We start from the raw sequence: 25,860 nt of genomic DNA on the forward strand, positions 1-25,860 counted from the left end.
TCAGCTGGCGTTCCGCGTCAACCCCTTGGCTTTCAAAAAGATGGCCGGGCCAACGGCGGTGATTCAGCCCTCCTCCCGAGGCACATAGCCTTCGGCCTGGTCGGTCTCGCGGTTGTCGAGGAAGCGCTCCATCTGGTCCATCAGATACTCCCGGGAGGCGGGGTCGAGCATGTTGAGGTGCTTCTCGTTGATCAGGCGGGTCTGCAGGGCCTGCCACTCCTCCCAGGCCTGCTTCGACACGCTGGCCTGGATCTCCTGGCCCTTCTTGCCGGGCAGGGGCGGAAACGGCAGCGCCTCGAGCTCGCGCTGGTACTTGCGGCAGTGGACGGTCTGACTCATGGGAAGGTCTCCTTGTGGTCTGCAGTGGCATACGCTGTGGCGTGCGGGTATCAGGGCCCCGGCGGGGCGCTCAGGGAGAAGGTGCGCAGCTCGGACAGCAGCGCCTTGACGGGCGCCGCCAGGCCGATGGCATCGGGACTCTCCGGATCGTACCAGCGGCGCGCCTCGCCCACCGCATCGAGTCGCTCGATCCGGGCCAGCTGGGGGGTGATCTCCAGCCGGAAGTGACTGAAGACGTGGGTAAAGGCGGGCCGCGGGGCCTCCAGGCGGCTGGCCGGCGCATGCACGTCGAGCCAGGCCTGCAGCGCCGCCTCGTCGTCAAACTGCGGCAGGCTCCAGAGCCCGCCCCACAGGCCGCTGGCCGGTCGCTGCTCCAGCAGCACGCGGCCCTGGCCGTCGCGCAGCATCAGCATCCGCGTGACGCGGGTCGGCAGCGCCTTCTTCGGCTTCGACTCGGGAAAACGGCGCTCCTCGCCCCGGGCATGGGCCACGCAGACATCGGCGAAGGGGCAGCGGCGACACTCCGGCGTACCCCGCCGGCAGAGGGTGGCGCCCAGGTCCATCATCGCCTGGGTGTAGTCGGGGAGCCGCTCATGGGGCGTATAGTGCTCGGCCAGGGCCCAGAGCCGGCGCTCCACCGCCGGGCGACCCGGCCACCCTGCCACGGCATGCAGCCGGGAGAGACTGCGCTTGACGTTGCCATCGAGGATCACCGCCCGCTCCCCACTGCTCTGGGCCACGATGGCCCCGGCGGTGGAGCGCCCGATCCCGGGCAGCGCCGCCAGGGCCTCGACCTCGACGGGCAGTTCGCCGCCGTGCTCGGCGACGATGGCCCGGGCCGCCTTGTGCAGATTGCGCCCCCGGGCGTAGTAGCCGAGCCCCGTCCAGAGGTGCAGCACCTCGTCCTGCTCTGCTTCTGCCAGAGCGGCAACATCAGGAAACCGAGCCATAAAGCGCTCGAAGTAGGGGATCACGGTGGTGACCTGGGTCTGTTGCAGCATGATCTCCGAGACCCACACCCGATAGGGGGTGCGCGCCTGCTGCCAGGGCAGGTCGTGGCGGCCGTGGTCGTCGAACCACTCCAGCAGGCGCCGCTGGAAAGCGGCGGCGGGCAGCACCGGGGCTGGTGCTTCCGTCATCGGGGCTCCCTCCTGTGTGGAAAAGCGGACGGGCATAAAAAAGCGCCGACAGGGATGCCGGCGCAGGGACTGACGTTGCTCAATTCAAGAGACCGCGCAGGGCGTCGCGGAGTTCCCGGCCGGCACCCTCGCCGACCCGCTCATCGAGGCGCTCAAGGGTGCCCTCGAGGCGACGCTCCAGCTCCTCGCCGGCCCGGCTTCCCAGCTCGTCGCGCAGCGCCTCGCCGATGGCGGACTGGAAGGCCGCGCGGTCGAAGCGGCACCACTCGCTGCGCTCGCCGGAGAGGCTCCCCTCGCAGCGCACCGGGAAGGGAAGCCGCTCGAGCCGCGGGTTGACCCGGCAGGCCGCATCGGCGGTGTCGACGATGCGTGCCGCAGCCAGCAGCTCGAAGCGTTCGCTGGTGAGATCCAGCCAGCCCTCGCCCCCCAGCTCGATACCCGGAATGCGCACCAGCAGATCATCGCTGTTGAGGGTGCCGTCGCGGATGACGAAGGTGGCGCCGGCCTCATCGAAGCGGGTATCCGGATGCCAGTCGCGGGTGGTCTCGCGCCCCTCCAGGGCCGCCACCGCGGTGCACAGCTCCCGGGAGACGTTGACGTCAAAAATGGCGCCGTCGTCGATACGAGACTCGACGCGGCCATCTAGATGGCGCTTGAGCGCGGGCCAGGTATTACCCCGGGAGGTCAGCTCACCCTCGGCGGAGAAGCGCCCGCGCAGCGGGGCCTTCTCGTCGCCCAGCGCCTCGAGCAGCTCATCGGCACGCACCCGCTCGATGCGCGGCTCGAGCTGCCAGCGGATCGGGTCGCGGGTCAGGTCAAGCTCGCCGCTGGCGGCCAGGCTGCCCTCGTAGAAGCCGGCCTCGAAGCGACTGAGGCGCTGGCGGCCGTCGCCCCCCTCCAGGGCCAGGTCGACGTCGCGGAACTCGAGCCCTCCGAGCCCCAGCAAGCCCAGCCGCAACTCGCCCCTCAGCGCCAGCTCGGCGAGCCACTCCGCCGGCACCAGGTTGCCCGGCTCCTGGGCATGGGCCCTGGCAATGGTGGGCAGGCCGGTGGAGGCGCGCGCGTCGGCGGGCGGTGTCGACGGCAGGTAGGCGTCCAGGTCCAGGCGGTCCCCCTGCAGGTCGAAGTCGAGGGCATGGCCGTCCAGACCCGCCGCCAGGCGCCCGGTAAAGGTGCTGCCGTCCAGGATCAGGGTCAGGCCAGGCAGCTCGAGCCGCGACAGATCACCCTGCAGGGAGCTGGTCAGCGCCACGTCGGTGAGCGCCTCGGCGTCGGCGGTCGTCGGCAGACTGTCGAACCGGTCGAGCCAGGGGCGCAGCGAGAAGGGGGCCAGGCGCACCTGACCATCATAGGCGGGGGCCTCCAGCAGCTGACTGACATTGAGGTTGCCGCTCAGCCTCAGGCCATGTTCGCCGCTCAGCTCGAGGTCGCGCAGGCGAGCGGTCTCTTCCTGAAGGTCGGCCTCCAGGGCGAAGGTCATGGAGAGCGGCAGCGGCGCGCTGCCCAGCGCCGGATGGCGCAGCGTGGACTCCAGGCGACCGTCCTCGAGGTGCAGGCGGCGCTCCAGAGCGTCCAGGCGCAGCTGGCTGCCCTGCAGGTTCAGCTTCTGCTCCCCCTCCACTGCCGCCAGCCGGCTGGCCGTGGTCAGGGAGAGCCCGTCGAGCAGGTAGCGGCGCTCTGCCAGGCCCAGGGTGGCCCGCCCCTCGAGGGTGACATCGCTGGCCAGGCGCGGGGGCAACTCCTCGGCCTGCCACTCCAGGTCGTCGTAGCGGACCAGGCGGAAGCTGGCGCGCAGCGGGAAGGCGTTACGCGGATTGACGTTGCTGCCGGTCACCGCCAGGTTCTCCAGGCGCAGCTCCTGGTCTGCCCCCAGGTCCCGATAGCTCACCTCCCCATCGCGCACCTGTACGCTGGCGATATTGAGCGCCACCCGCAGGCCACTCTGGACATCCGGCACCGGCCCGGTCGTGGCGCTGGCCGGGGCCAGCACCTCCTCGGCGGCCTCGCTGCGCTCGGCCAGGCGCTCCATCAGGGTTTCCCAGTTGCCACGGCCCGTCTCGTCGCGCTCGAGGTTCAGGCGCATGCCCTCCAGGGTCATGCCATCGATGGCGACCTCACCCCGCAGCAGGGGGGCGAAGGCCAGGCTCACCTCGGCACGGCGAAAGGCCACGAAAGAGGCCTCTTCGCTCACCGCCTGGTCGGGCAGCCAGGCATCGGCCTTCTCGACCCCGACGCCTAGCCGCGGGTAGAAGGACCAGGTCAGGGGGCCCTCCAGCACCAGCTCCAGGCCGCTCTGCTCGCGCACCACCTCGATCAGTCGCGGCTTGAGATCCTCGGGGTCGAAGAAGGTGGTGACATAGACCACGGCGGCCACGGCCAGCACGGCAAGGATGCCGATGGCGGCCAGCAGGGTACTCAGCACACGCTTCATCGCTGACACCCCTCGGGCAAGTGCAGCTCATGGAAGCCATCGCGCTGCTCGAGCCGGTAGCCCAGGCGCACCAGCAGCACCTGGTCGGCCATACGCAGCTGATCCAGCTCGGCACGCAGCGGCCTGCCCGCCCCATGGGCCGACTGCCCCACCAGGGTCAGCAGCCGGGTGCCAACGCCGCGGCGCCGGGTCGGCTTGCGAATGCAGAAGTGCGATAGCCACCAGGCCTCACCGTCATCCCGCTGGGCCACGGCGCCGATCAGGCGGTCGTTGAAGCGCGCGCAGAGGAAACAGCCGCCCTCCCCCAGATGCTCCTCGATAAAGGCGTCCGCGGAGGCGGGCAGACGCTCGGGGGGGGCATCGGCATAGATGCGGGACAGGTCGAGCCGCGCCTGGGCGTCCGCTTCCCAGGCGGCTCGGTCGACGGGGTGAAGAGTCACCGGCATAGATGGGTCTCCCTGGGCCGGGGCGGCGAGGGTCGCCACCGCGCATTGGGTGCATTGTAGCGGATGGGGTCGGCGATTCTCTATAATGGCGGTTTTGCGGCCGCGGGTGAGGCCCGCCGCCACCCCCGTTTCTGCGGGTCGCTGCTCCAGCGGCCCGCCTCGACACGCGCCCAGGCGCTGGAGAAGCCTCAATGTCCGAGCGTATCGCCACGGTCAGCCGTGACACCCAGGAGACCCGGATCACCGTCACCGTCAACCTCGATGGCACCGGCAAGCTGGCCTGCGAGACCGGCGTGCCCTTCCTCGATCATATGCTCGACCAGGTGGCCCGCCACGGTCTGATCGACCTCGACATCAAGGCCGAGGGCGACCTGCATATCGACGACCACCACACCGTCGAAGACCTCGGCATCACCCTGGGGCAGGCCTTCGCCCGGGCGGTGGGCGACAAGCGCGGCATCCGCCGCTACGGCCACGCCTATGTGCCCCTGGACGAGGCGCTCTCCCGAGTGGTGGTGGACTTCTCCGGCCGCCCCGGCCTGTTCATGGACGTGGAGTTCACCCGTGCCGCCATCGGCCGCCTGGACACCCAGCTCTTCTGGGAGTTCTTCCAGGGCTTCGTCAACCACGGCATGGTCACCCTGCATATCGACAACCTGAAGGGCTTCAATGCCCACCACCAGGCGGAAACCATCTTCAAGGCCTTCGGCCGCGCCCTGCGCATGGCCCTGGAAGAGGACCCCCGCATGGCCGGCCAGATGCCCTCCACCAAGGGCTGCCTGTGAACCTGAACCCCAAGCCCCACGCCGCCAGGAGAAGCGCCCCATGACCATCGCCGTCATCGACTACGGAATGGGCAACCTGCATTCGGTTGCCAAGGCCCTGGAGCACGTCACCCACGAGAACGTGGTGGTGACCCGCGACCCCCGCCGCATCCTGGGCGCCACCCGCCTGGTGCTGCCCGGCCAGGGGGCGATCCGGGACTGCATGGGCGAGCTCGAGAAGACCGAGCTGCGCGGCCTGGTGGAGGAGCTGCTGGCTCGCCAGGAGAAGCCGCTGCTGGGCATCTGCGTGGGCCAGCAGATGCTGCTCGACCGCAGCGAGGAGAACGGCGGCATCGACTGCCTGGGCTTCATCGGCGGCCAGGTGAAACGTTTCCCCGCCGAGATGCGCGACGACCACGACCAGCGGCTCAAGGTGCCGCACATGGGCTGGAATCTGGTGCACCAGCACCGCGACCACCCGCTGTGGGCCGATATCGACCAGGATGAGCACTTCTACTTCGTACACAGCTACTACGTCGAGGCGGCCGAGGACGCCACCGTCTTCGGCACCACCGACTATGGTCGGGTGCAGGCCCACGTGGCCATCGGCCGCGACGCCACCTTCGCCGTGCAGTTCCACCCGGAGAAGAGCTCCCGGGCCGGCCTCAAGCTGCTCGAGAACTTTGTCACCTGGGCGCCCTGAGCCGCGCCGGGTCACCTGGGCGCCCTGAGCCCGACCACAATTTTCAACCGGGGCCCGCTGAGGCACCCAAGAGGAGCTGGACATGCTGGTGATTCCCGCCATCGATCTCAAGGACGGCCAGTGCGTGCGCCTGAAGCAGGGCCGCATGGACGAGGCCACCACCTACGGCGACGACCCCGTGGCCATGGCCGAGCGCTGGGTGAAGGCCGGCGCCCGCCGCCTGCATCTGGTGGATCTCAACGGCGCCTTCGAGGGCAAGCCGGTCAACGGCGAGGCGGTCACCGCCATCGCCCGCCGCTTTCCCGAGCTGCCGATCCAGATCGGCGGTGGCATCCGCTCCGCCGAGACCATCGAGCACTACCTGGCCGCCGGCGTCTCCTATGTGATCATCGGCACCAAGGCGGTCAAGGAGCCCGCCTTCGTCGGCGAGATGTGCCGCGCCTTCCCGGGCCATGTGATCGTCGGCCTGGATGCCCATGACGGCTTCGTGGCCACCGACGGCTGGGCCGAGGTCTCCCAGGTGAAGGCCGTGGCTCTCGCCAAGCGCTTCGCCGACGACGGCGTCTCCAGCATCGTCTACACCGATATCGCCCGAGACGGCATGATGAACGGCGTCAACGTGGAGGCCACCGCGGCCCTGGCCCGGGACGGCGGCCTGCCGGTGATCGCCTCCGGCGGCGTCACCAACCTCGACGACCTGCGCGCCCTGGTGGCCGCCGGCGAGCCCGGCATCCTGGGCGCCATCACCGGCCGAGCCATCTATGAGGGCAGCCTGGATGTCGCCGAAGGGCAGCGGCTCTGCGATGAACTCACCGCCGCGAAAGGAGCCTGAGATGGGACTCGCCAAGCGCATCATCCCCTGCCTCGACGTCGACGCCGGCCGCGTGGTCAAGGGCGTCAACTTCATCGGCATCCGCGACGCCGGTGACCCGGTGGAGATCGCCCAGCGCTACAACCAGCAGGGCGCCGACGAGATCACCTTCCTCGACATCACGGCGAGCCACGAGGACCGTGACACCACCGTGGAGATGGTGGAGCGCATCGCCGGCGAGGTCTTCATTCCCCTCACCGTGGGCGGCGGCATCCGCACCTGCGATGACATCCGCACCATGCTCAACGCCGGCGCCGACAAGGTCTCCATCAACACCGCCGCGGTGACCAACCCCGAGTTCGTGCGCGAGGCCGCCGAACGCTTCGGCAGCCAGTGCATCGTGGTGGCCATCGACGCCAAGCGGGTCTCCGCCGAGGGCGAGGCGCCGCGCTGGGAGATCTTCACCCACGGCGGGCGCCGCCCCACGGGGCTTGACGCCGTGGAGTGGGCGAAGAAGATGGTGGCGTACGGCGCCGGTGAGCTGCTGCTTACCAGCATGGACCGCGACGGCACCAAGGCCGGCTTCGACCTGGGCGTGACCCGCGCCATCACCGATGCGGTGGGCGTGCCGGTGATCGCCTCCGGCGGGGTCGGCAACCTCGACCACCTGGTGGAGGGTGTGCTCGAGGGCGGCGCCGATGCGGTGCTGGCCGCCAGCATCTTCCACTTCGGCGAGTACACCATCCCCGAGGCCAAGCGCTATATGGCCGAGCGCGGCATCGAGATGCGCCTCTGAGCGCCTCGGGAGACGACCGGATGCCGCTACGCAACGCCCTGGCCGCCCTGCTGCTCGGTCTCCTGCTGCCGGCCCTCCCCGCCCTGGCGGAGGAGCCGGCAGAGGGCTGGCGCGAGCGAATCGACTGGCCGCCGGTGATGGAGCTCGACAGCGTGCTGGTGCAGACCAGCCTCTATACCGACCACTTCAGCCCTGACCCGGAGCACACCAACAACCAGCGGCTGATCGGGGTGGAACTCCACAACCCCGAGCTCTGGTTCGCCGGCTTCGCGCGCTTCAAGAACTCCTTCAACCAGGACTCCCACTACCTCTACGTGGGCCGCGAGCTCACCATGTGGGCGTCCGGCGACACCCGCATCCGCGCCAAGCTCTCCGCCGGCATCCTGCACGGCTATCGCGGCGAGTACCGTGACAAGATCCCCTTCAACCGCTACGAGGTGGCCCCGGGCATCCTGCCCACGGTGGGCGTCAGCTGGAGGCGCCTGGAGACGGACCTGATCATCTTCGGTGCCGCCGGCCTGATGGTGACCGCCGGCTGGCGCTTCTGAACCCGGCTAGTCAGGGGAGAGCCCGAGGTTGCTGAACCCGTCGTTGCGCCCCAGGCGGCGCAGCGCCTTGAGCTCATCCCGACCCAGCGGGCCCTCGACGGCCTCGAGCACTGCATCCTGGAAGTCGTTCTCGTCCGCCATCAGCGGGTGGTCGCGCACCAGGGCGGCCAGCCGCTCGCCGTCCTCCTCGCCCTCGGTCAGCTCGATAAAGGCCCTGACACCCCCTCGCGACGCGCGGCTCACCTCCAGCACCGCTTCCGGCGCCTCCCCCTGCAGGGTATCCAGCAGGGCCGAGAGCGCCGCCACCGCCTCCGAGGCGCGGCGCGCGCCGAAGCTGTCGTCCTCCTCGCCTGGCGCCAGCTCGGCCAGCTTCTCGGCCTGGAGGGCAAAATCGATCTTCGCCTCCTTCACCGAGAGTCGCTCCCACACCAGGTCGAGGATCGCACGCAGCGCCCGAGGGTTGCCCTGATCGGCGGTCTGGGCGTATAGGGCATAGTTTGGCAGCAGGCGCTCGCAGAGCGCCGCCATGAAGGCCTGCTGGCGACGCGGCTCGAGGGCCTGCAGGCGCTGGTAGAAACCGCTCATGGATTCTCCTTTGAATAACGCTGTCTTACGGCCATAGCCGCTCTACCGGCACGCGGCCGCGGTCATCCAGCACCACGCCCTCCGCCGCCAGTCGTTCTCGCTGCTCCGCCGCGCCGGGGTGGTCGGCCAGCTTCCGCGAGGCGGTCACCACCCGATACCAGGGCAGCCCGTGCCCCGCGGGCAGCTCGCGCAGGGCGCGAGCCACCATCCGCGGGGTGACCCCATCGGCCATGGCGGCGATGCGCCCGTAGGTGGTCACCCGCCCGGCCGGGATCGCGGCCATTACGCTGAACACCTGTTCTCGCCATGTCGGCTTCATGTACCCTTGCGCCCCCTGGCACTTCCTTCGACGGTGAGGTTCCCCATGCATCTCCACCTGCTCCAGCACAGCCCCCACCAGGGCCCGGCGCGCCTGGCCGACTGGCTCTCCAGCATGGGCCATAGCCATACGGTGTTCCATCTGGCGGCGGGAGAGCTTCCCCCCCGGCTCGCCGACTGCGACGCCCTGGTGCTGCTCGACGGCCCGGCCGGCCCCCTCGATCCTGCCGATCAGCCCTGGCTGAAGCGGGAGCGCCGGCTGGTGGAGCGCGCCCTGGACAGCCACAAGCCGCTGCTGGGCATCGGCTACGGGGCTCGCCTGATCGCCGAGGCGCTGGGGGCCGTGGTGGCTCGTGGGCGCTGCGCCGAAGTCGGCTGGCACCGGGTGACCCTGGCGGCGGAGAGCCCCCTGGATCTGCCCGAGCAGTTCGAGGCCTTCATGTGGCACCGGGATGTCTTTGCCCTGCCCGAGGATGCCGTGACGCTGGGTGGCAGCGAGGCGAGCCCGCTGCAGGGCTTCAGCTGGGATGGTGGCCGCGTGATCGGCCTGCTCTGCCACCTGGAGGCCACGCCGGAGAGCGTGGCCGCCCTGCTCGAGCACGGCCCCAGGCCCGATGGCCATGCCGACAGCCCCCACGCTCAACCGGACGAGGCCCTGCTGGCCGACCCTCAGCGCTTCGTGAAGCTGGCGCCGCTGCTCGACCGCCTGCTCAGCCAGTGGCTGCGTCCCCTGGCGGCCTGAGCGAGGCCCGGGTTCACCCGGCGGCACCGACCCGGGCGCCCGCCGCCGAACCTTCTGCCGCCTGGGCAGCACTCCACTCCCGGGCAGCGGCCAGGCAGCTCTCCCAGTCACCCACGTGGAGGAAGTGCTGCTCCGGGTGGCGTTCGAGCTGGTAGCGGTACATGGGGTCGTAGTACTCGGTAAGCAGCGGTGCCAGCCACGCCTCGTGGGCCTGGCGGTTGCCGCGCTCGTGCTCGCGGAAGGCGAGCTGCTGCAGGCGCTGCAGCCGCGCCAGCCGGGCGCTGCCCAGGCGCTTGCGCAGCCGCCCCAGGGCGCCGGCCAGCTGCTTGCGCATCAGCGCCCAGCCCAGCCACTCGCCGCACTGGTGGCGATAGACTTCCCAGAGATCGTCGATGTAGTCCTTGTGGATCTGCGCCAGGCGCCAGTCCAGGGGCATCTCCACGCGCAGCCGCGGCGCCTTTTCCATGGCGCGCCAGAAGCTGAGGGGCAGGTTGGCGGCGCCGATATGGCGGGACTCGTCCTCCACCACGACGGGGCCAGGCAGTGACAGCAAGCGCAGTCCCATGGCGTGCTCGAAGTCGATCTGGCTGGGGGCCGGCAGCGGATGACGGCCGAAGGCCGAGCCCTTGTGCCGGGCACAGCCCTCCAGGTCCAGGCCGTTGTCCAGGGTCTGTATCAGCGCGGTCTTGGCACAGCCGGTCAGCCCCCCTACCACCAGCAGGGGCTGGTCGGCGGCGGCGTCGATGCGCGCGCACAGTGCCTGGCGCATCGCCTTCCAGCCGCCGCGAATGCGCGGCCGGGTAACGCCGGCTTCCTGGATCCACTGCTGGGCGATCTGCGAGCGCAGGCCGCCGCGAAAGCAGTAGACGATGGCCTCGGGGTGCGCTTCCAGGGCCTCCAGCCAGGCGTTCACCCGGGCCGCCTTGATGTCGCCGCTGACCAGCCGCTGGCCGAGCTCGATGGCGGCCTGCTGGCCGCGCTGCTTGTACTCGATGCCGACCAGGCGGCGCTCCTCGTCCTCCATCAGCGGCAGATTCACCGCACCGGGCAGCGCGCCCTGGGCAAACTCCACCGGCGCGCGGACATCGATCAGCACCCGACGCTCACTCAGCAGGCCGAGGTCGGGGGCCACCAGCGGCAGTTCGCTCATCCGATGACCTCGATCAGCGCCGGCCCCTCGGCCTTGACCACTTCACCGAAGGGAACCAGCTCGATACCGTGCTCACGGCCGATGCGCTCCACGTCATCTTCCCAGGCCGGGTCCACCGAGAGCAGCAGGCCGCCGGAGGTCTGAGGGTCACAGAGCCACTGCCAGTGGACCTCGTCCATCTCGGGCAGGCTCTCGCCCAGGGCCTGACGGTTACGCAGGGTACCGCCTGGCACCGCGCCCTGGCGGCGGTAGGCCTCGGCCTCGGCCAGCCGCGGCAGACGTCGAAAGTCGATGCGGGCCGCCACGCCGCTGGCCGCACACACCTCGGCCAGGTGCCCGGCCAGGCCGAAGCCGGTCACATCGGTCATGGCGTGAACGCCGGCCACCCTGGCCAGGTCCACGCCGATGCGGTTGGACTTGAGCATGGTCTCCCGGGCCAGGCTCTGGTGGCCCGCCGCCAGCAGCCCCTTCTTCTCGGCGGTGGTGAGCATGCCCACCCCCAGCGGCTTGGTCAGGAACAGCAGGTCCCCCGGCTTCGCCCCCTTGTTGAGCTTGAGGTGGTCGAGTTCCACCAGGCCGTTGACCGCCAGGCCGAAGATCGGCTCCGGAGCGTCGATGGAGTGGCCACCGGCCAGGGCCAGGCCGAGTTCACGGCATACCGCCTGGGCTCCGGCCAGGACGTCCCCGGCCACCTCCGCGGGCAGCTTGTCCAGGGGCCAGCCAAGAATCCCCAGCGCCATCACCGGGGTGCCGCCCATGGCGAAGACGTCGCTGATGGCATTGGTGGCGGCGATGCGCCCGAAGTCGAAGGGGTCGTCGACGATGGGCATGAAGAAGTCGGTGGTGGCGATCATGCCGCGACCGTCGCCCAGGTCGTAGACGGCGGCGTCCTCGCGCCCCTGGTTGCCGACGATCAGCCGCGAGAGGGAGGCGCCCGGGCCGGCCTTGGCCAGGATGCCGTCGAGCACGTCGGGGGCGATCTTGCAGCCACAGCCGGCGCCGTGGCTGTACTGGGTCAGGCGAATGGCACTCATCGGGATCTCCTTGGCAAACGGTGGGACTATTCTACTCTGCACATCGGCCAGGACACGACCGCTGGTTAAGGGCTCGGCCCGGCAGCTAGAGTGCCTCCAGCGCATCGGCGAGCTTGTCCACGGCGACCACCTCCATGCCGGGAGGCGATGACTTGGGTGCATTTCCGCGAGGCACGATGGCGCGGGTAAAGCCGTGCTTGGCCGCCTCGACGATGCGCTCCTGGCCGCTGGGCACCGGGCGGATCTCGCCGGAAAGCCCCACCTCGCCGAACACCACCAGCTCCCGGGGCAGCGGCCGGCTCTGCAGGCTGGAGACCACCGCCAGCAGCACGGCCAGGTCGGCACTGGTCTCCAGCACCTTGACCCCGCCCACCACGTTGAGGAAGACATCCTGGTCGCCGGTGAAGAGCCCACCGTGGCGGTGCAGCACCGCCAGCAGCATGGCCAGGCGATTGGGATCGAGACCCACGGCGACCCGCCGGGGGTTGCCCAGCGCCGAGTCGTCGAGCAGCGCCTGCACCTCGACGAGAATCGGCCGTGTGCCCTCCCAGACCACCATCACCAGGCTGCCCGGCGACTGCTCCTCGGCCCGGGAGAGGAAGATGGCGCTGGGGTTCTTCACCTCCTTGAGACCGTGCTCGAGCATGGCGAAGACCCCCAGCTCATTGACCGCGCCGAAGCGGTTCTTCTGCCCACGCAGGGTGCGAAAGCGCGAGTCGGCCCCTCCCTCCAGCAGCAGGGAGGCGTCGATCATGTGCTCGAGCACCTTGGGGCCGGCCAGGGTGCCATCCTTGGTCACATGGCCCACCAGCAGCAGCACGGTGTTGCTCTGCTTGGCGAAGCGGGTCAGGGCCGCGGCGGACTCGCGGACCTGAGCCACGCCCCCCGGCGCCGAGGCGATATCCTCCAGGTGCATGGTCTGGATGGAGTCGATCACCAGTATCTCGGGGCGCTCCCGCTCGGCCACGGCGAGCACGGTCTCGACGCTGGTCTCGGCCAGCATCTTGAGCCCCTGGACCGGCAGCTGCAGGCGGTGGGCGCGCATCGCCACCTGGGAGAGCGACTCCTCACCGGTGACATAGAGCACCCGGCGGGACTGGGCCAGCTTGCAGGCGGTCTGCAGCAGCAGGGTCGATTTGCCAGCGCCGGGGTGCCCCCCCAGCAGCACCGCCGACCCCGGCACCAGCCCGCCCCCCAGCACCCGGTCGAACTCGCCGAAGGTGGAGGAGAGCCTCGGCACCTCGGTGAGATCCACATTGGCGAGGTCCACCACCTCCCGCGTCAGGGCCCCGGCATAGCCGCTGCGCCCACCGCCGGCGCCTGTGCTCCCGGCACCGGGCCGCGCGGCGGCCAGTCGAACCTCGCTCAGGGTGTTCCACTCCTGGCAGCTGGTGCACTGCCCCTGCCACTTGCGGTACTCGGCACCGCACTCGGTGCAGACGAAGGCGCTCTTTGCCTTGGCCATGGTGTTTCGACTCCCGGATCCTGGCTGGAGGGGCATTCTAGCAGCCCGCAAACGCCCGGGGCGGCACCATGGCCGCCCCGGGGGTTCGTCCCTGACCGCAGTGGATCAGCGGCGCTGCAGCTGAAGCATCTCGCTGTTCTGGAAGCGACGACGCTGGGGGTCGATCAGCTCCAGGGTCTGCTCGTCCAGGCGCAGGAAGTAGTAGATCTGCCCCTCGCCGTCCGGCGTCAGCTCGTAGACGGTGGCATCCGGGTCGGTCGCGGTGCCGCTGAGCACCTCCCAGTTGCCGGCGTAGTTCTCATCGGGCGGGTTCTGGGGATGGGCACGATAGGAGGCCTGAAGGGTAAAGGTCCGCTCCTCCGGCTGGCTCTGCTCGGCCCCCTGCAGCACGACGTCCAGATCGATGCCGTCACAGTTGCGGCACGGCAGGGTACCCTGATAGCGCTCTTCTGCCACCTCGACGCCAGGGGCATCGGGCCCGGGAGCCGGTCCGGCGGCACAGCCGGCCAGCAGTGCCAGCATGGCCGATCCCGCGAGCAAGGTCCTGATTTGCATATGTGTCCTCCTGAGCAGTGGGCAATGACACCGTCATTCACGGCGGCCTGTCTGACAGCATAACCTCTCATGCCAGCGGCGGACAGTCCGCCCGTCCTTCAGCCCGCCGCCGGATGGACGTAGCCGAAGACCAGGGCCAGCACCACCGGCATCACCACCAGCGCCCCCAGGTTGCCGATCAGCACCAGGGAGGCCACCTTGTGGGGCTCCTGGCGGTACTGTTCGGCCACCAGGTAGTTGAGTACCGCCGGCGGCAGGGCGGCAAAGACCCACAGCGCCGCCGCCTGGAGGCCGGAAAGGCCCAGCAGCCAGATCAGCGGGACGGCCAGCACCAGCCCCGAGAGCGGGCAGAGCAGCGCCCCCAGTACCCCGGTCTTCCAGTCGCCGAAGTCGATGTCAAGCATCCGCACCCCGAGAGCAAAGAGCAGCAGCGGGATACAGACGCCGCCCAGCATATGCAGCGCCTCCAGCAGCCAGCCCGGCAGGCCGACACCGGCCAGGTTGACGGCCAGGCCGGCGATGCTGGCCAGCACGATGGGCATGCGCAGGATGCGCCACAGCGGCGTGCCAGGACTGAGCATCCAGAGCCCCAGCGAGAAGTGCAGCAGCATCTCGACGATGAAGAGGACCACAGCGGCGGGCAGCGCGGCCTCGCCGAAGGCCAGCAGCAGCAGCGGTATCCCCATGTTGCCGGAGTTGTTGAACATCATCGGCGGCAGGAAGGTCTTCGGGTTGAGCTTCAGCCACTTCACCAGCGGCCAGAGCAGCACGCCGGAGCCCACCACGATCACCGCGCCGCCGAGCGCCAGGCCCACATACTCCTCCAGGGGCGCCTCGCCGTCGGCCAGCACGGCAAACACCAGCATCGGCACGAACAGCTCCATATTGAGCGTATTGATGCTGCGAATATCCGGCGTCCGGAAGCGGCCGTAGAGGGTGCCGCAGCCGGCGATCAGGAATACCGGCAGCAGGGTGGCAAGAATCTGGGCGGTCATGGGGATTCCAGTGGATTCGAATCTATGCAAGCGCTCCACAGACTAGCACGGTGCCGGCTTGCACGGCTGCCGCGGGCAGGTCAACATGAGCCGAGTCCTGTCCCTTGCCAACGAAGCGAGCCAACATGAGCAAGTTCTGGAGCCCCAGGGTGCGCGAGCTGACGCCCTATGTCCCCGGTGAGCAGCCCCGCGAGCGCCTGATCAAGCTGAATACCAACGAGAACCCCTACCCGCCGGCCCCCGGCGTGGGTGCCGTACTGCGCGAATTCCGCACCGACCACCTGCGCCTCTATCCGGACCCGGAATCCCGCGCCCTGCGCGAGGCCCTGGCCCTGGAGTTCGGCGTCGAGGCCGAGCAGGTATTCGTCGGCAACGGCTCCGACGAGGTGCTGGCGCTGGCCTTCCAGGCCTTCTTCTGTCAGGAGAAGCCGCTGGAGATGCCCGAGATCACCTACAGCTTCTATCCCGTCTACTGCCGGCTCTATGGCATCGAGCGCCGCGCCCTCCCCCTCACGGCTAGCCATGAGGTGGACCTGAACGCCTTCTCGGCCGGCAGCGGCGGGGCGATCTTCGCTAACCCCAACGCCCCCACCGGGCACGGCCATGGCCGCGACGCCATCGAGGCGCTGCTGGGTCGCGTCACGGAGTCCGTGGTGCTGGTGGACGAGGCCTACGTGGACTTCGGCGGTGAAAGCGCCACTCCCCTGGTGGCTCGCTTCCCCAACCTTCTGGTGACCGGCACCTTCTCCAAGTCCCGCAGCCTGGCCGGCCTGCGACTGGGCTATGCAGTGGGCTCCCGGGAGCTGATCGAGGGGCTGAACCGGGTCAAGGACTCCTTCAACTCCTACCCTATCGACAGCCTGGCCAGCGCCGTGGCCATCGCCGCCCTGGAGGACAGGGAGCACTTCGAGGCGTGTCGCGAGAAAGTGATCACCACCCGCGAACGCACCCGCGGCAGGCTTGAGAAGCTGGGCTTTAAGGTACTGCCCTCTCGGACCAATTTCGTGCTGGTCAGCCACCCGGAACACGATGCGGCCCAGCTGTTTGTCGGCCTGCGCGAGCGCGGCATCCTGGTACGCCACTTCAACACCGAGGCCCTGCGCGACTACCTGCGCATCACGATCGGCACCGAGGATGAGATGGACAGCCTGATGGAGGCCCTGGAGGCAATCTGCCGCTGACCGACAGCGACCGCGTCGCCAGACGCAAAAAGCCCCGACCACCTCACGATGATCGGGGCTTTTCTGAATAGGTACCCGCCGAATGGCCATGAAAAAACCCCGACCATCTCACGATGATCGGGGCTTTTCTGTATAAGTGCCTGACGATGACCTACTCTCACATGGGGAGACCCCACACTACCATCGGCGCTGAGCGGTTTCACTGCTGAGTTCGGCATGGGATCAGGTGGTTCACGCACGCTATGGTCGTCAGGCGAAAAGGGTGTGAATCATGCTGCGATACGTCTCGCGTACCCGGCGTCGTCTGTTATCGACAGACCCCTTGGGTGTTATATGGTCAAGCCTCACGGGCCATTAGTATCGGTTAGCTCAACGCCTTGCAGCGCTTCCACATCCGACCTATCAACCAGCTGGTCTCGCTGGGCCCTTCAGGAGGCTCGAGGCCTCAGGGAAGTCTCATCTTGAAGGGGGCTTCCCGCTTAGATGCTTTCAGCGGTTATCCTGTCCGCACATAGCTACCCGGCAATGCCACTGGCGTGACAACCGGAACACCAGAGGTGCGTCCACTCCGGTCCTCTCGTACTAGGAGCAGCTCTTCTCAAACTTCCAACGCCCACGGCAGATAGGGACCGAACTGTCTCACGACGTTCTAAACCCAGCTCGCGTACCACTTTAAATGGCGAACAGCCATACCCTTGGGACCGACTTCAGCCCCAGGATGTGATGAGCCGACATCGAGGTGCCAAACACCGCCGTCGATGTGAACTCTTGGGCGGTATCAGCCTGTTATCCCCGGAGTACCTTTTATCCGTTGAGCGATGGCCCTTCCATACAGAACCACCGGATCACTAGAACCTACTTTCGTACCTGCTCGACGTGTCTGTCTCGCAGTCAAGCACCCTTATGCTCTTGCACTCAATGCACGATTTCCAACCGTGCTGAGGGTACCTTCGTGCTCCTCCGTTACGCTTTGGGAGGAGACCGCCCCAGTCAAACTACCCACCACACACGGTCCTCGATCCGGATAACGGACCTGAGTTAGAACGCCAATGATGCCAGGCTGGTATTTCAAGGTTGGCTCCACCCGAACTGGCGTCCGGGTTTCAAAGCCTCCCAGCTATCCTACACAAGCAACATCAGCGTCCAGTGTGAAGCTATAGTAAAGGTTCACGGGGTCTTTCCGTCTAGCCGCGGGTACACAGCATCTTCACTGCGATTTCAATTTCACTGAGTCTCGGGTGGAGACAGCGTGGCCATCATTACGCCATTCGTGCAGGTCGGAACTTACCCGACAAGGAATTTCGCTACCTTAGGACCGTTATAGTTACGGCCGCCGTTTACCGGGGCTTCGATCAGGAGCTTCGCTTGCGCTAACACCATCAATTAACCTTCCGGCACCGGGCAGGCGTCACACCCTATACGTCCGCTTACGCGTTTGCAGAGTGCTGTGTTTTTAATAAACAGTTGCAGCCACCTGGTATCTTCGACCGCTTCGTGCTCCGGCCGCAAGGGCCTTCACACTAGTGCGGCGTGCCTTCTCCCGAAGTTACGGCACCATTTTGCCTAGTTCCTTCACCCGAGTTCTCTCAAGCGCCTTGGTATTCTCTACCTGACCACCTGTGTCGGTTTGGGGTACGGTCTCACTGTATCTGAAGCTTAGAGGCTTTTCCTGGAAGCGTGGCATCGATGACTTCCTGACCGTAGTCAGTTCGTCTCGCCTCTCGGCCTTAGGATCCCGGATTTGCCTGAGATCCCAGCCTACTGGCTTTCACCAGGACAACCAACGCCTGGCTCACCTAGCCTTCTTCGTCCCCCCATCGCAATACAGTGAGGTACGGGAATATTGACCCGTTTCCCATCGACTACGCCTTTCGGCCTCGCCTTAGGGGCCGACTCACTCTGCTCCGATTAGCGTCGAACAGAAACCCTTGGTCTTCCGGCGGGGGAGTTTTTCACTCCCCTTGTCGTTACTCATGTCAGCATTCGCACTCGTGATACCTCCAGCAAGCCTCTCGACTCACCTTCATCGGCTTACACGACGCTCCTCTACCGCTCGTCATTCGACGAACCCGTAGCTTCGGTACCTGGTTTGAGCCCCGTTACATCTTCCGCGCAGGCCGACTCGACTAGTGAGCTATTACGCTTTCTTTAAAGGATGGCTGCTTCTAAGCCAACCTCCTAGCTGTCTGAGCCTTCCCACATCGTTTCCCACTTAACCAGGATTTGGGGACCTTAGCTGACGGTCTGGGTTGTTTCCCTTTTCACAACGGACGTTAGCACCCGCTGTGTGTCTCCCACGCTTGCACTCACCGGTATTCGGAGTTTGCCTCGGGTTGGTAAGTCGGGATGACCCCCTAGCCGAAACAGTGCTCTACCCCCGGCGGTGATACGTGAGGCGCTACCTAAATAGCTTTCGAGGAGAACCAGCTATCTCCGGGCTTGATTAGCCTTTCACTCCGATCCACAAGTCATCCAAATCTTTTTCAACAGATCCTGGTTCGGTCCTCCAGTTGATGTTACTCAACCTTCAACCTGCTCATGGATAGATCGCCCGGTTTCGGGTCTATTCCCAGCGACTGGTCGCCCAGTTAAGACTCGGTTTCCCTACGCCTCCCCTATACGGTTAAGCTCGCCACTGAAAATAAGTCGCTGACCCATTATACAAAAGGTACGCGGTCACAGAACGAGTCTGCTCCCACTGCTTGTACGCACACGGTTTCAGGATCTATTTCACTCCCCTCTCCGGGGTTCTTTTCGCCTTTCCCTCACGGTACTGGTTCACTATCGGTCAGCCAGGAGTATTTAGCCTTGGAGGATGGTCCCCCCATGTTCAGTCAAGGTTTCACGTGCCCCGACCTACTCGATTTCACATGATCAGATTTTCGACTACGGGGCTATCACCCACTATGGCCGCGCTTCCCAGCGCGTTCGCCTAATCAGTCACATGCTTAAGGGCTGGTCCCCGTTCGCTCGCCGCTACTGGGGGAATCTCGGTTGATTTCTTTTCCTCAGGGTACTTAGATGTTTCAGTTCCCCTGGTTCGCCTCCCGACACCTATGTATTCAGTGCGGGATACCCAGCTTATGCTGGGTGGGTTTCCCCATTCAGAGATGCCCGGGTCACAGGTTGTTTGCCACCTCGCCGAGCCTTATCGCAGGCTTCCACGTCTTTCATCGCCTCTGGCTGCCTAGGCATCCACCGTGTGCGCTTAATCGCTTGACCATATAACCCCAAAGGGTCTGGTCTGCGATAACGTACGACATTGCCGGATACGCTTGAGACGTATCACTTGTTTCTTCTGGATCACTCCAGAAGGAACGTTTGTCAGCATGATTCACATTGTTAAAGAGCGACTGTCAATCGACAGTCATAAACCTGACATCTTTTGCTGCGATGCTGGCTTATGACTGCGGATCCGATCAGGTAAGACTGTTGCAGAGGAGACGATGGTGGAGCCAAGCGGGATCGAACCGCTGACCTCCTGCGTGCAAGGCAGGCGCTCTCCCAGCTGAGCTATGGCCCCACTGATACCCGATACTTCTGGGTAATTTTATTCAGGCCAAGGCATTTTGTGGCGACGCATAGCCTGCTATGCGAGTCACAAAATAACGCAGGACTGGATAAAATTTGGTGGGTCTGGGCAGATTTGAATAAACCCCGCGACCTCACCCTTCTCTTTACAGAACTTCTGGGGGTGTGCTCTAACCAACTGAGCTACCCGGCCGTTCAGAGAATGGTGGGTCTGGGCAGATTTGAACTGCCGACCTCACCCTTATCAGGGGTGCGCTCTAACCAACTGAGCTACAGACCCATTGGTCACGCTGGGCCTATACCCAAACAGTCTTTTGCTCTGGTCGATCAGGTAATTCATTGTGAGCACTTGTCGCGAGTCGGTGACGTCGTCGATAAGGAGGTGATCCAGCCGCAGGTTCCCCTACGGCTACCTTGTTACGACTTCACCCCAGTCATGAACCACACCGTGGTGATCGCCCTCCGAAGTTAGGCTAACCACTTCTGGTGCAGTCCACTCCCATGGTGTGACGGGCGGTGTGTACAAGGCCCGGGAACGTATTCACCGTGACATTCTGATTCACGATTACTAGCGATTCCGACTTCACGGAGTCGAGTTGCAGACTCCGATCCGGACTGAGAACAGCTTTATGGGATTAGCTCCACCTCGCGGCTTTGCAACCCTTTGTACCGTCCATTGTAGCACGTGTGTAGCCCTACCCGTAAGGGCCATGATGACTTGACGTCGTCCCCACCTTCCTCCGGTTTGTCACCGGCAGTCTCCTTAGAGTTCCCGCCATTACGCGCTGGCAAATAAGGACAAGGGTTGCGCTCGTTACGGGACTTAACCCAACATTTCACAACACGAGCTGACGACAGCCATGCAGCACCTGTCTGAGAGTTCCCGAAGGCACCAAGGCATCTCTGCCAAGTTCTCTCGATGTCAAGGGTAGGTAAGGTTCTTCGCGTTGCATCGAATTAAACCACATGCTCCACCGCTTGTGCGGGCCCCCGTCAATTCATTTGAGTTTTAACCTTGCGGCCGTACTCCCCAGGCGGTCGACTTATCGCGTTAACTGCGCCACAAAGGTCTCAAGGACCCCAACGGCTAGTCGACATCGTTTACGGCGTGGACTACCAGGGTATCTAATCCTGTTTGCTACCCACGCTTTCGCACCTCAGCGTCAGTGTCAGTCCAGAAGGCCGCCTTCGCCACTGGTATTCCTCCCGATCTCTACGCATTTCACCGCTACACCGGGAATTCTACCTTCCTCTCCTGCACTCTAGCCTGACAGTTCCGGATGCCGTTCCCAGGTTGAGCCCGGGGCTTTCACAACCGGCTTATCAGACCGCCTACGCGCGCTTTACGCCCAGTAATTCCGATTAACGCTCGCACCCTCCGTATTACCGCGGCTGCTGGCACGGAGTTAGCCGGTGCTTCTTCTGTGGGTGATGTCCTTCCTCGGGAGTATTAATCCCAAGGCTTTCTTCCCCACTGAAAGTGCTTTACAACCCGAGGGCCTTCTTCACACACGCGGCATGGCTGGATCAGGCTTTCGCCCATTGTCCAATATTCCCCACTGCTGCCTCCCGTAGGAGTTCGGGCCGTGTCTCAGTCCCGATGTGGCTGATCATCCTCTCAGACCAGCTACGGATCGTCGCCTTGGTGAGCCATTACCTCACCAACAAGCTAATCCGACATGGGCTCATCCGATAGCGCAAGGTCCGAAGATCCCCTGCTTTCTCCCGTAGGACGTATGCGGTATTAGCCTGGGTTTCCCCAGGTTATCCCCCACTATCGGGCAGATTCCCATGCATTACTCACCCGTCCGCCGCTCGACGCCTGGAAGCAAGCTTCCATCGTTTCCGCTCGACTTGCATGTGTTAGGCCTGCCGCCAGCGTTCAATCTGAGCCATGATCAAACTCTTCAGTTTAAGATCATATAGTGCATTAAGTGCACCAAACTTGGCTCAAGGTTCAAACGTTTCTCAAAAGACCCGAAGGTCTAGACGAGTCGCTTGCCTTGATGGTTCTGTGACTGGTCACCGAACTCATCGACAAGCGCCCACATGAATTACCTGATCGATTGTTAAAGAGCGGCTTCGAACTCTCGGGCGAACCCTGTGGAGTGAAGCGTCTCGCTGTACTGTCGACCGGAGCAGGCTCTCTTGAGCTCTCCGCCTGTCGTCAGCGCCCTGCGAGGAAGGCGTATTCTACCGATTCGCTTCAGCGTGTCAAGCGGCGGTTGGCGACGCGCTGCATCCCGACCGATTTCCGCTGACTGCCCGCCTCATCCTGCCGAGGCGACTGCGAACCCAGTGGCGCACATTCTAGCGAATCTGCGGTGATTGTCAACTGAAAGTTTTTCGAAGCGTTTCAAAAAACTCAGACAGATCAATCACTTCTGCCACTTATTACCGCCTGCAACCTTGCTGGTCACCGGCAGCGGATGTGTACTTTACGGTTTTCCCCGGGGCCCTGCAAGCCCTTCCGGTAAAAAAGTTTCAGGAGGGTGATCGAAGGGCGAATCCGGCGCGCCAGCCCCGGCTATCCACAGCGCCTTGGCGCCCCGGGCTGTGGATAGCCTGGCAAGAGATAAGTGACAGCCAGCGCCGATTAGCACCAGGCAATAAACGCGGAGCCCGGAAACGGCTGCGCCCGCACGTAGCGGGCGCAGCATCTGCCAACCTGAGCCGGGCGGCCGGCGGCTCGCTACTTGAGGGTCACCCGGGCGTAGCGCTTCTTGCCCGCCTGGATCACGTAGCTCTTGCCGGTCGCCAACATATGGTCCCGCTCGACCACCTCGCCGTCTACCTTGACCCGGCCGTTGCCCAGCATGTCCTTGGCCTGGGCGCTGTTGTTGGCCAGGCCGGAGCGGTTGAGCACCGCGGCGATGGGCACCTGCTCGCTGCCTTCGAAGTCCACTTCCACCTCGGGCAGGTCCTCGGGGAGCTCACCCTCGGCCAGCTGGTTGCCCGCAGAGCGATGCGCATTGGCCGCGGCCTCCTCGCCGTGGTAGCGGCCGATCAGCTCGCGAGCCAGGACCATCTTGATGTCGCGGGGGTTGGCGCCGGTCTCAACGTCGCGCTTGAGCGACTCGATCTCCTCGTTGGACTTCAGCGAGAGCAGCTCGAAGTAGCGCCACATCAGGCTGTCAGGCATGGAGACCAGCTTGTTGAACATGGCGCCCGGGGCCTCATCCACTCCCACATAGTTGCCCAGCGACTTGGACATCTTCTGCACGCCGTCCAGCCCCTCGAGCAGCGGCATGGTAATGACTACCTGGGGCTCCATGCCGTAATGCTTCTGGATTTCGCGCCCCATCAGCAGGTTGAACTTCTGGTCGGTGCCGCCCATCTCGATGTCGGCTTCAAGCGCTACGGAGTCGTACCCCTGCACCAGCGGATAGAGGAACTCGTGGATGGAGATCGGCTGCCCGGACTTGTAGCGCTTGTCGAAGTCGTCCCGCTCGAGCATGCGCGCCACCGTGCTCTGGGCGGCCAGTTCGATCATGCGGGCGGCGTTGAGCTCGCCGAACCACTCGGAGTTGAAGCGCACCTCGGTCTTCTCGGGGTCCAGGATCTTGAACACCTGCTCCTTGTAGGTCTGGGCGTTGGCACGGACCTCCTCCTCGGTGAGCGGCTTGCGGGTGACGTTCTTGCCGGTGGGGTCACCGATGCGCCCGGTGAAGTCGCCGATCAGGAAGATGATCTGGTGGCCGAGGTCCTGGAACTGACGCATCTTGGTCAGCAGCACGCTGTGGCCCAGGTGCAGGTCGGGGGCGGTGGGGTCGAAACCCGCCTTGATCCGCAGCTTGCGCCCGGACTCCAGCTTCTTGATCAGCTCCTCTTCCAGCAGGATCTCCTGGGTGCCTCGCTTGAGCAGCGCCAGTGCGCTAGCCACGTCGCTCATCGTCTCCTACTCCACGTGTACGGTTGCCGGGCCCCGGCCGGGACCATCGAATGGGGCGGAATGGTAGCATGAGTCGACGCCTTGCAGTGACGCCCCAACGACCCGAGAGAGTGCCATGCCCCTTTATATCGGCCTGATGTCCGGCACCAGCCTGGACGGTATCGACGCAGCCCTGGTGGAAATGGACGACACCTCGGAGAGCGGCCGCCCGCGTCTGCTCGCCTCCCACGCAGAACCCATGCCCGCCGCCCTGCGCGATTCCCTTTGGGCGCTGTGCCACACCGAGCGTCCGAGCTTTGCGGAGCTCGCCGCCGCCGAGGATCTCTTCTGCCGTCTGCAGGCAGATGCCGTGGCGGCCCTGCTGGAAGTCAGCGGCACGCCCCGGGAGACGGTGGAGGCCATCGCCAGCCACGGCCAGACCATCGAACACGCCCCGCTGGGGCACGCCGGCGGCCCCGCCTACACCCTGCAGCTGGACAACCCCAGCCTGCTGGCCGAGCTCACCGGGCTCTGCGTGGTGGCCGACTTCCGGCGACGGGACCTGGCCGCGGGGGGGCAGGCGGCACCCCTGGCGCCGGCCTTCCACCAGGCGCTCTTCCGCGCGGAGGGAGAGTGGCAGCTGGTGCTCAACCTGGGCGGCTTCGCCAACCTGACCCTGCTGCCGCCGTGCGAGGACCCGCGGCCACCGCTGGGTTTCGACTCCGGACCCGCCAACGCCCTGCTGGACGCCTGGCACTCACGCCACCGCGGCGGCCACTTCGACGTCGATGGCGCCTGGGCCGCTTCGGGGCGAGTCGACGAGGCCCTGCTCGGCCGGCTGCTGACGGAGCCCTTCTTTCACCTGCCCCCGCCGCGCAGCACGGGCCGCGAGCTCTTTCATCTGGAATGGCTCGAGAAACGGCTGAGCGGCCGGGAGCGTCCCGAGGACGTCCAGGCCACCCTGGCCGAGCTGACGGCGGCCAGCGTGGCCCTGGCCGTGGAGATGGCGCGGGAGCGGCTGCAGGCCCCCGAACCGGCCCGGCTGATTCCCTGCGGCGGCGGCGCCCACAACCGCGACCTGTTGGCCCGGCTGGCCCGCCGGCTGCCCACCACCACGCTTGTCTCAAGCGCCGACTCGGGCTGGCCCGCCGACTGGCTGGAGGCCGGCGCCTTCGCCTGGCTGGCCTGGCGAAGGCTGCGCGGCCTGCCGGGCAACCTCCCCTCGGTGACCGGCGCGGCGGGCCCCCGAGTGCTGGGCGGGGTCTACGCCCCCTGAGCCGGGGGCAGCCGCCACATCAGAAGTCCTCGTCGCGCTTGAGCGAGAGCTGGCTCGCCGCCTTGCGCGCCTGGGCCAGCCCCTCGCTACCCTCATCGCCGTACTTGATCATCATGCGCAGGTCGTTGGCCGAATCGGCGTGCACCAGCGCCACCTCCTCGGTGATCCTACCCGCCCGGAAGAGGTCGTAGAGCGCCTGGTCGAAGGTCTGCATGCCCAGATCCCGGGAGCGGGCCATGACGTTCTTGACCTCGTTGACCTCCCCCTTGCGTACCAGGTCGCCGATCAGCGGCGACTTGAGCATGATTTCGATGGCCGGGCAGCGGCCGCCATCCACCGTGGGGAGCAGCTGCTGGGCCACGATGGCCCGCAGGTTGAGCGAAAGGTCCAGCCAGACCTGCTCGTGCCGCTCGTGGGGGAAGAAGTGGATGATGCGATCCAGCGCCTGGTTGGCGTTGTTGGCGTGCAGGGTCGCCAGGCAGAGGTGGCCGGTCTCGGCGAAGGTCAGCGCGTGCTCCATGGTCTCCCGGGTTCGCACCTCGCCGATCAGGATCACATCCGGCGCCTGGCGCAGGGTATTCTTCAGCGCCACCTCGAAGGAGTCGGTATCGATACCCACCTCGCGCTGGTTGATGATCGCCTTCTTGTGCGGATGCACGTACTCGATGGGGTCCTCGACGCTGATGATATGGCCCCCCAGGGTCTCGTTACGCTGCTGGATCATCGAGGCCAGGGTGGTCGACTTGCCGGTGCCTGTACCGCCCACCACGAACACCAGCCCGCGCTTGATATTGGCCAGCTCCCCCAGCACCGGCGGCAGCGAGAGCTCCTCCAGGTGGGGGATATCGAAGGCGATGCGACGGATCACCATGGCCTTCTGGTTGCGCTGCTGGAAGGCGCTGACGCGAAAGCGCCCCTTGCCCTTGAGGCTGAGCGCGAAGTTGGCCTCCCGCTCGACCCGGAAGCGCTCCGTCCCCCCCCCCTCGGGAATGGCGGCACTCACCAGCTCGTTGACCTGCTCCACGGTGAGCCCCTGGTCACCCATGGGAGTGAGCTTGCCGGCCATCTTCAGCGTCGGCGGCGCATTGACCGAGATCAGCAGGTCCGACGCCTCCTTCTGCACCATGATGTCCAGCAGCTGATAGAGCCACTCTTTCGCCGTCATGTCCCTGCTCCTGTC

The 25,860-nt window shown here is 65.9% G+C and carries 21 protein-coding genes, 2 tRNA genes and 3 rRNA genes; 8 read left to right on the top strand and 18 right to left on the bottom strand.

Going from position 1 to position 25,860, the window contains the following annotated elements:
- Positions 1-63: 63 nt before the first annotated feature.
- The 4 genes from ACRYRV_RS06970 to ACRYRV_RS06985 all read right to left on the bottom strand — a co-directional run bounded on the left by ACRYRV_RS06970 (position 64) and on the right by ACRYRV_RS06985 (position 4,355).
- The gene (locus tag ACRYRV_RS06970) at positions 64-339 is read right to left on the bottom strand and encodes an oxidative damage protection protein (protein ID WP_299312393.1); all 276 of its coding nucleotides are present in this window, start codon (positions 337-339) and stop codon (positions 64-66) included.
- A gap of 50 nt (positions 340-389) precedes the next feature.
- A complete protein-coding gene (gene mutY, locus ACRYRV_RS06975; RefSeq protein ID WP_444985554.1) occupies positions 390-1,478 on the bottom strand; it encodes an A/G-specific adenine glycosylase in 1,089 nt (362 codons plus the stop codon).
- Between the two features lie 79 nt (positions 1,479-1,557).
- Positions 1,558-3,909: an AsmA family protein gene (locus ACRYRV_RS06980; RefSeq protein WP_444985553.1), complete on the bottom strand. Its 2,352-nt coding sequence runs from the start codon at positions 3,907-3,909 to the stop codon at positions 1,558-1,560.
- Positions 3,906-4,355: an acetyl-CoA sensor PanZ family protein gene (locus ACRYRV_RS06985; RefSeq protein WP_444985552.1), complete on the bottom strand. Its 450-nt coding sequence runs from the start codon at positions 4,353-4,355 to the stop codon at positions 3,906-3,908. Before ACRYRV_RS06985 ends, ACRYRV_RS06980 begins: the two co-directional genes overlap by 4 nt.
- 191 nt (positions 4,356-4,546) lie before the next feature.
- On the opposite strand from ACRYRV_RS06985, the gene hisB reads away from it, so the two are divergent.
- The 5 genes from hisB to ACRYRV_RS07010 all read left to right on the top strand — a co-directional run bounded on the left by hisB (position 4,547) and on the right by ACRYRV_RS07010 (position 7,977).
- Complete coding sequence (gene hisB, locus ACRYRV_RS06990) at positions 4,547-5,140, top strand: imidazoleglycerol-phosphate dehydratase HisB (RefSeq protein WP_253447917.1); 594 nt, start codon at positions 4,547-4,549, stop codon at positions 5,138-5,140.
- Positions 5,141-5,180: 40 nt separating this feature from the next.
- Positions 5,181-5,822, top strand: a complete 642-nt coding sequence (gene hisH, locus ACRYRV_RS06995) for an imidazole glycerol phosphate synthase subunit HisH (protein WP_444985551.1) — start codon at positions 5,181-5,183, stop codon at positions 5,820-5,822.
- A gap of 82 nt (positions 5,823-5,904) precedes the next feature.
- Positions 5,905-6,654, top strand: coding sequence for a 1-(5-phosphoribosyl)-5-[(5-phosphoribosylamino)methylideneamino]imidazole-4-carboxamide isomerase (gene hisA, locus ACRYRV_RS07000; RefSeq protein ID WP_444985550.1), 750 nt, complete (start codon positions 5,905-5,907; stop codon positions 6,652-6,654).
- A 1-nt stretch (position 6,655) separates the two neighbouring features.
- A complete protein-coding gene (gene hisF, locus ACRYRV_RS07005) occupies positions 6,656-7,429 on the top strand; it encodes an imidazole glycerol phosphate synthase subunit HisF (protein ID WP_309636743.1) in 774 nt (257 codons plus the stop codon).
- A gap of 20 nt (positions 7,430-7,449) precedes the next feature.
- Positions 7,450-7,977, top strand: coding sequence for a hypothetical protein (locus tag ACRYRV_RS07010; protein ID WP_444985549.1), 528 nt, complete (start codon positions 7,450-7,452; stop codon positions 7,975-7,977).
- A 6-nt stretch (positions 7,978-7,983) separates the two neighbouring features.
- Here the strand turns inward: ACRYRV_RS07010 and ACRYRV_RS07015 are convergent, their stop codons facing one another.
- Together ACRYRV_RS07015 and ACRYRV_RS07020 are read right to left on the bottom strand one after the other, a co-directional pair.
- On the bottom strand, positions 7,984-8,562 hold the full coding sequence (locus tag ACRYRV_RS07015) for a YjaG family protein (RefSeq protein ID WP_253447902.1): 579 nt from the start codon (positions 8,560-8,562) through the stop codon (positions 7,984-7,986).
- 25 nt (positions 8,563-8,587) lie between these two features.
- The gene (locus ACRYRV_RS07020) at positions 8,588-8,881 is read right to left on the bottom strand and encodes an MGMT family protein (protein WP_253447899.1); all 294 of its coding nucleotides are present in this window, start codon (positions 8,879-8,881) and stop codon (positions 8,588-8,590) included.
- A 45-nt stretch (positions 8,882-8,926) separates the two neighbouring features.
- Between ACRYRV_RS07020 and ACRYRV_RS07025 the strand changes: the two genes are divergently transcribed.
- The gene (locus tag ACRYRV_RS07025; protein WP_444985548.1) at positions 8,927-9,622 is read left to right on the top strand and encodes a type 1 glutamine amidotransferase; all 696 of its coding nucleotides are present in this window, start codon (positions 8,927-8,929) and stop codon (positions 9,620-9,622) included.
- Between the two features lie 13 nt (positions 9,623-9,635).
- On the opposite strand, the gene mnmH is transcribed toward ACRYRV_RS07025, so the two are convergent.
- From mnmH to ACRYRV_RS07050, 5 genes are all read right to left on the bottom strand, one after another.
- Positions 9,636-10,772, bottom strand: coding sequence for a tRNA 2-selenouridine(34) synthase MnmH (gene mnmH, locus ACRYRV_RS07030; protein ID WP_309636739.1), 1,137 nt, complete (start codon positions 10,770-10,772; stop codon positions 9,636-9,638).
- Positions 10,769-11,806: a selenide, water dikinase SelD gene (gene selD / locus ACRYRV_RS07035; protein WP_444985547.1), complete on the bottom strand. Its 1,038-nt coding sequence runs from the start codon at positions 11,804-11,806 to the stop codon at positions 10,769-10,771. The genes mnmH and selD overlap by 4 nt, the downstream gene beginning before the upstream one ends.
- A gap of 85 nt (positions 11,807-11,891) precedes the next feature.
- Complete coding sequence (gene radA, locus ACRYRV_RS07040; protein WP_444985546.1) at positions 11,892-13,271, bottom strand: DNA repair protein RadA; 1,380 nt, start codon at positions 13,269-13,271, stop codon at positions 11,892-11,894.
- A 105-nt stretch (positions 13,272-13,376) separates the two neighbouring features.
- Positions 13,377-13,826, bottom strand: coding sequence for a copper resistance protein NlpE N-terminal domain-containing protein (locus ACRYRV_RS07045; protein ID WP_444985545.1), 450 nt, complete (start codon positions 13,824-13,826; stop codon positions 13,377-13,379).
- A gap of 98 nt (positions 13,827-13,924) precedes the next feature.
- On the bottom strand, positions 13,925-14,821 hold the full coding sequence (locus ACRYRV_RS07050; protein WP_444985544.1) for an AEC family transporter: 897 nt from the start codon (positions 14,819-14,821) through the stop codon (positions 13,925-13,927).
- Between the two features lie 125 nt (positions 14,822-14,946).
- Between ACRYRV_RS07050 and hisC the strand changes: the two genes are divergently transcribed.
- Complete coding sequence (gene hisC / locus ACRYRV_RS07055; protein ID WP_444985543.1) at positions 14,947-16,002, top strand: histidinol-phosphate transaminase; 1,056 nt, start codon at positions 14,947-14,949, stop codon at positions 16,000-16,002.
- Between the two features lie 138 nt (positions 16,003-16,140).
- Here hisC and rrf read toward each other — a convergent pair.
- From rrf to tyrS, 6 genes are all read right to left on the bottom strand, one after another.
- Positions 16,141-16,256, bottom strand: a 5S ribosomal RNA gene (rrf, locus tag ACRYRV_RS07060).
- 79 nt (positions 16,257-16,335) lie between these two features.
- Positions 16,336-19,224: ribosomal RNA gene (locus tag ACRYRV_RS07065) — 23S ribosomal RNA — on the bottom strand.
- A 225-nt stretch (positions 19,225-19,449) separates the two neighbouring features.
- Positions 19,450-19,525: transfer RNA gene (locus ACRYRV_RS07070), tRNA-Ala, on the bottom strand.
- A 211-nt stretch (positions 19,526-19,736) separates the two neighbouring features.
- A tRNA-Ile gene (locus tag ACRYRV_RS07075) sits at positions 19,737-19,813 on the bottom strand.
- Between the two features lie 95 nt (positions 19,814-19,908).
- Positions 19,909-21,447: ribosomal RNA gene (locus ACRYRV_RS07080) — 16S ribosomal RNA — on the bottom strand.
- Together the 16S, 23S and 5S rRNA genes with 2 tRNA genes alongside form the textbook arrangement of a ribosomal RNA operon.
- A gap of 778 nt (positions 21,448-22,225) precedes the next feature.
- Positions 22,226-23,425 (bottom strand): tyrosine--tRNA ligase, encoded by a 1,200-nt coding sequence (tyrS, locus tag ACRYRV_RS07085; protein ID WP_444985542.1) that lies wholly within the window; start codon positions 23,423-23,425, stop codon positions 22,226-22,228.
- Positions 23,426-23,540: 115 nt separating this feature from the next.
- Between tyrS and ACRYRV_RS07090 the strand changes: the two genes are divergently transcribed.
- A complete protein-coding gene (locus ACRYRV_RS07090; RefSeq protein ID WP_444985541.1) occupies positions 23,541-24,680 on the top strand; it encodes an anhydro-N-acetylmuramic acid kinase in 1,140 nt (379 codons plus the stop codon).
- 19 nt (positions 24,681-24,699) lie between these two features.
- On the opposite strand, the gene ACRYRV_RS07095 is transcribed toward ACRYRV_RS07090, so the two are convergent.
- Positions 24,700-25,845, bottom strand: coding sequence for a PilT/PilU family type 4a pilus ATPase (locus ACRYRV_RS07095; protein ID WP_444985540.1), 1,146 nt, complete (start codon positions 25,843-25,845; stop codon positions 24,700-24,702).
- Between the last annotated feature and the right edge of the window lie 15 nt (positions 25,846-25,860).

Source organism: Halomonas mongoliensis, assembly GCF_052496345.1.

Bases quoted from the DNA above. Each gene is read 5' to 3' on its own strand.
- ACRYRV_RS06970 (WP_299312393.1), bottom strand. From the start codon at position 339: ATGAGTCAGACCGTCCACTGCCGCAAGTACCAGCGCGAGCTCGAGGCG.
- mutY (WP_444985554.1), bottom strand. From the start codon at position 1,478: ATGACGGAAGCACCAGCCCCGGTGCTGCCCGCCGCCGCTTTCCAGCGG.
- ACRYRV_RS06980 (WP_444985553.1), bottom strand. From the start codon at position 3,909: ATGAAGCGTGTGCTGAGTACCCTGCTGGCCGCCATCGGCATCCTTGCC.
- ACRYRV_RS06985 (WP_444985552.1), bottom strand. From the start codon at position 4,355: ATGCCGGTGACTCTTCACCCCGTCGACCGAGCCGCCTGGGAAGCGGAC.
- hisB (WP_253447917.1), top strand. From the start codon at position 4,547: ATGTCCGAGCGTATCGCCACGGTCAGCCGTGACACCCAGGAGACCCGG.
- hisH (WP_444985551.1), top strand. From the start codon at position 5,181: ATGACCATCGCCGTCATCGACTACGGAATGGGCAACCTGCATTCGGTT.
- hisA (WP_444985550.1), top strand. From the start codon at position 5,905: ATGCTGGTGATTCCCGCCATCGATCTCAAGGACGGCCAGTGCGTGCGC.
- hisF (WP_309636743.1), top strand. From the start codon at position 6,656: ATGGGACTCGCCAAGCGCATCATCCCCTGCCTCGACGTCGACGCCGGC.
- ACRYRV_RS07010 (WP_444985549.1), top strand. From the start codon at position 7,450: ATGCCGCTACGCAACGCCCTGGCCGCCCTGCTGCTCGGTCTCCTGCTG.
- ACRYRV_RS07015 (WP_253447902.1), bottom strand. From the start codon at position 8,562: ATGAGCGGTTTCTACCAGCGCCTGCAGGCCCTCGAGCCGCGTCGCCAG.
- ACRYRV_RS07020 (WP_253447899.1), bottom strand. From the start codon at position 8,881: ATGAAGCCGACATGGCGAGAACAGGTGTTCAGCGTAATGGCCGCGATC.
- ACRYRV_RS07025 (WP_444985548.1), top strand. From the start codon at position 8,927: ATGCATCTCCACCTGCTCCAGCACAGCCCCCACCAGGGCCCGGCGCGC.
- mnmH (WP_309636739.1), bottom strand. From the start codon at position 10,772: ATGAGCGAACTGCCGCTGGTGGCCCCCGACCTCGGCCTGCTGAGTGAG.
- selD (WP_444985547.1), bottom strand. From the start codon at position 11,806: ATGAGTGCCATTCGCCTGACCCAGTACAGCCACGGCGCCGGCTGTGGC.
- radA (WP_444985546.1), bottom strand. From the start codon at position 13,271: ATGGCCAAGGCAAAGAGCGCCTTCGTCTGCACCGAGTGCGGTGCCGAG.
- ACRYRV_RS07045 (WP_444985545.1), bottom strand. From the start codon at position 13,826: ATGCAAATCAGGACCTTGCTCGCGGGATCGGCCATGCTGGCACTGCTG.
- ACRYRV_RS07050 (WP_444985544.1), bottom strand. From the start codon at position 14,821: ATGACCGCCCAGATTCTTGCCACCCTGCTGCCGGTATTCCTGATCGCC.
- hisC (WP_444985543.1), top strand. From the start codon at position 14,947: ATGAGCAAGTTCTGGAGCCCCAGGGTGCGCGAGCTGACGCCCTATGTC.
- tyrS (WP_444985542.1), bottom strand. From the start codon at position 23,425: ATGAGCGACGTGGCTAGCGCACTGGCGCTGCTCAAGCGAGGCACCCAG.
- ACRYRV_RS07090 (WP_444985541.1), top strand. From the start codon at position 23,541: ATGCCCCTTTATATCGGCCTGATGTCCGGCACCAGCCTGGACGGTATC.
- ACRYRV_RS07095 (WP_444985540.1), bottom strand. From the start codon at position 25,845: ATGACGGCGAAAGAGTGGCTCTATCAGCTGCTGGACATCATGGTGCAG.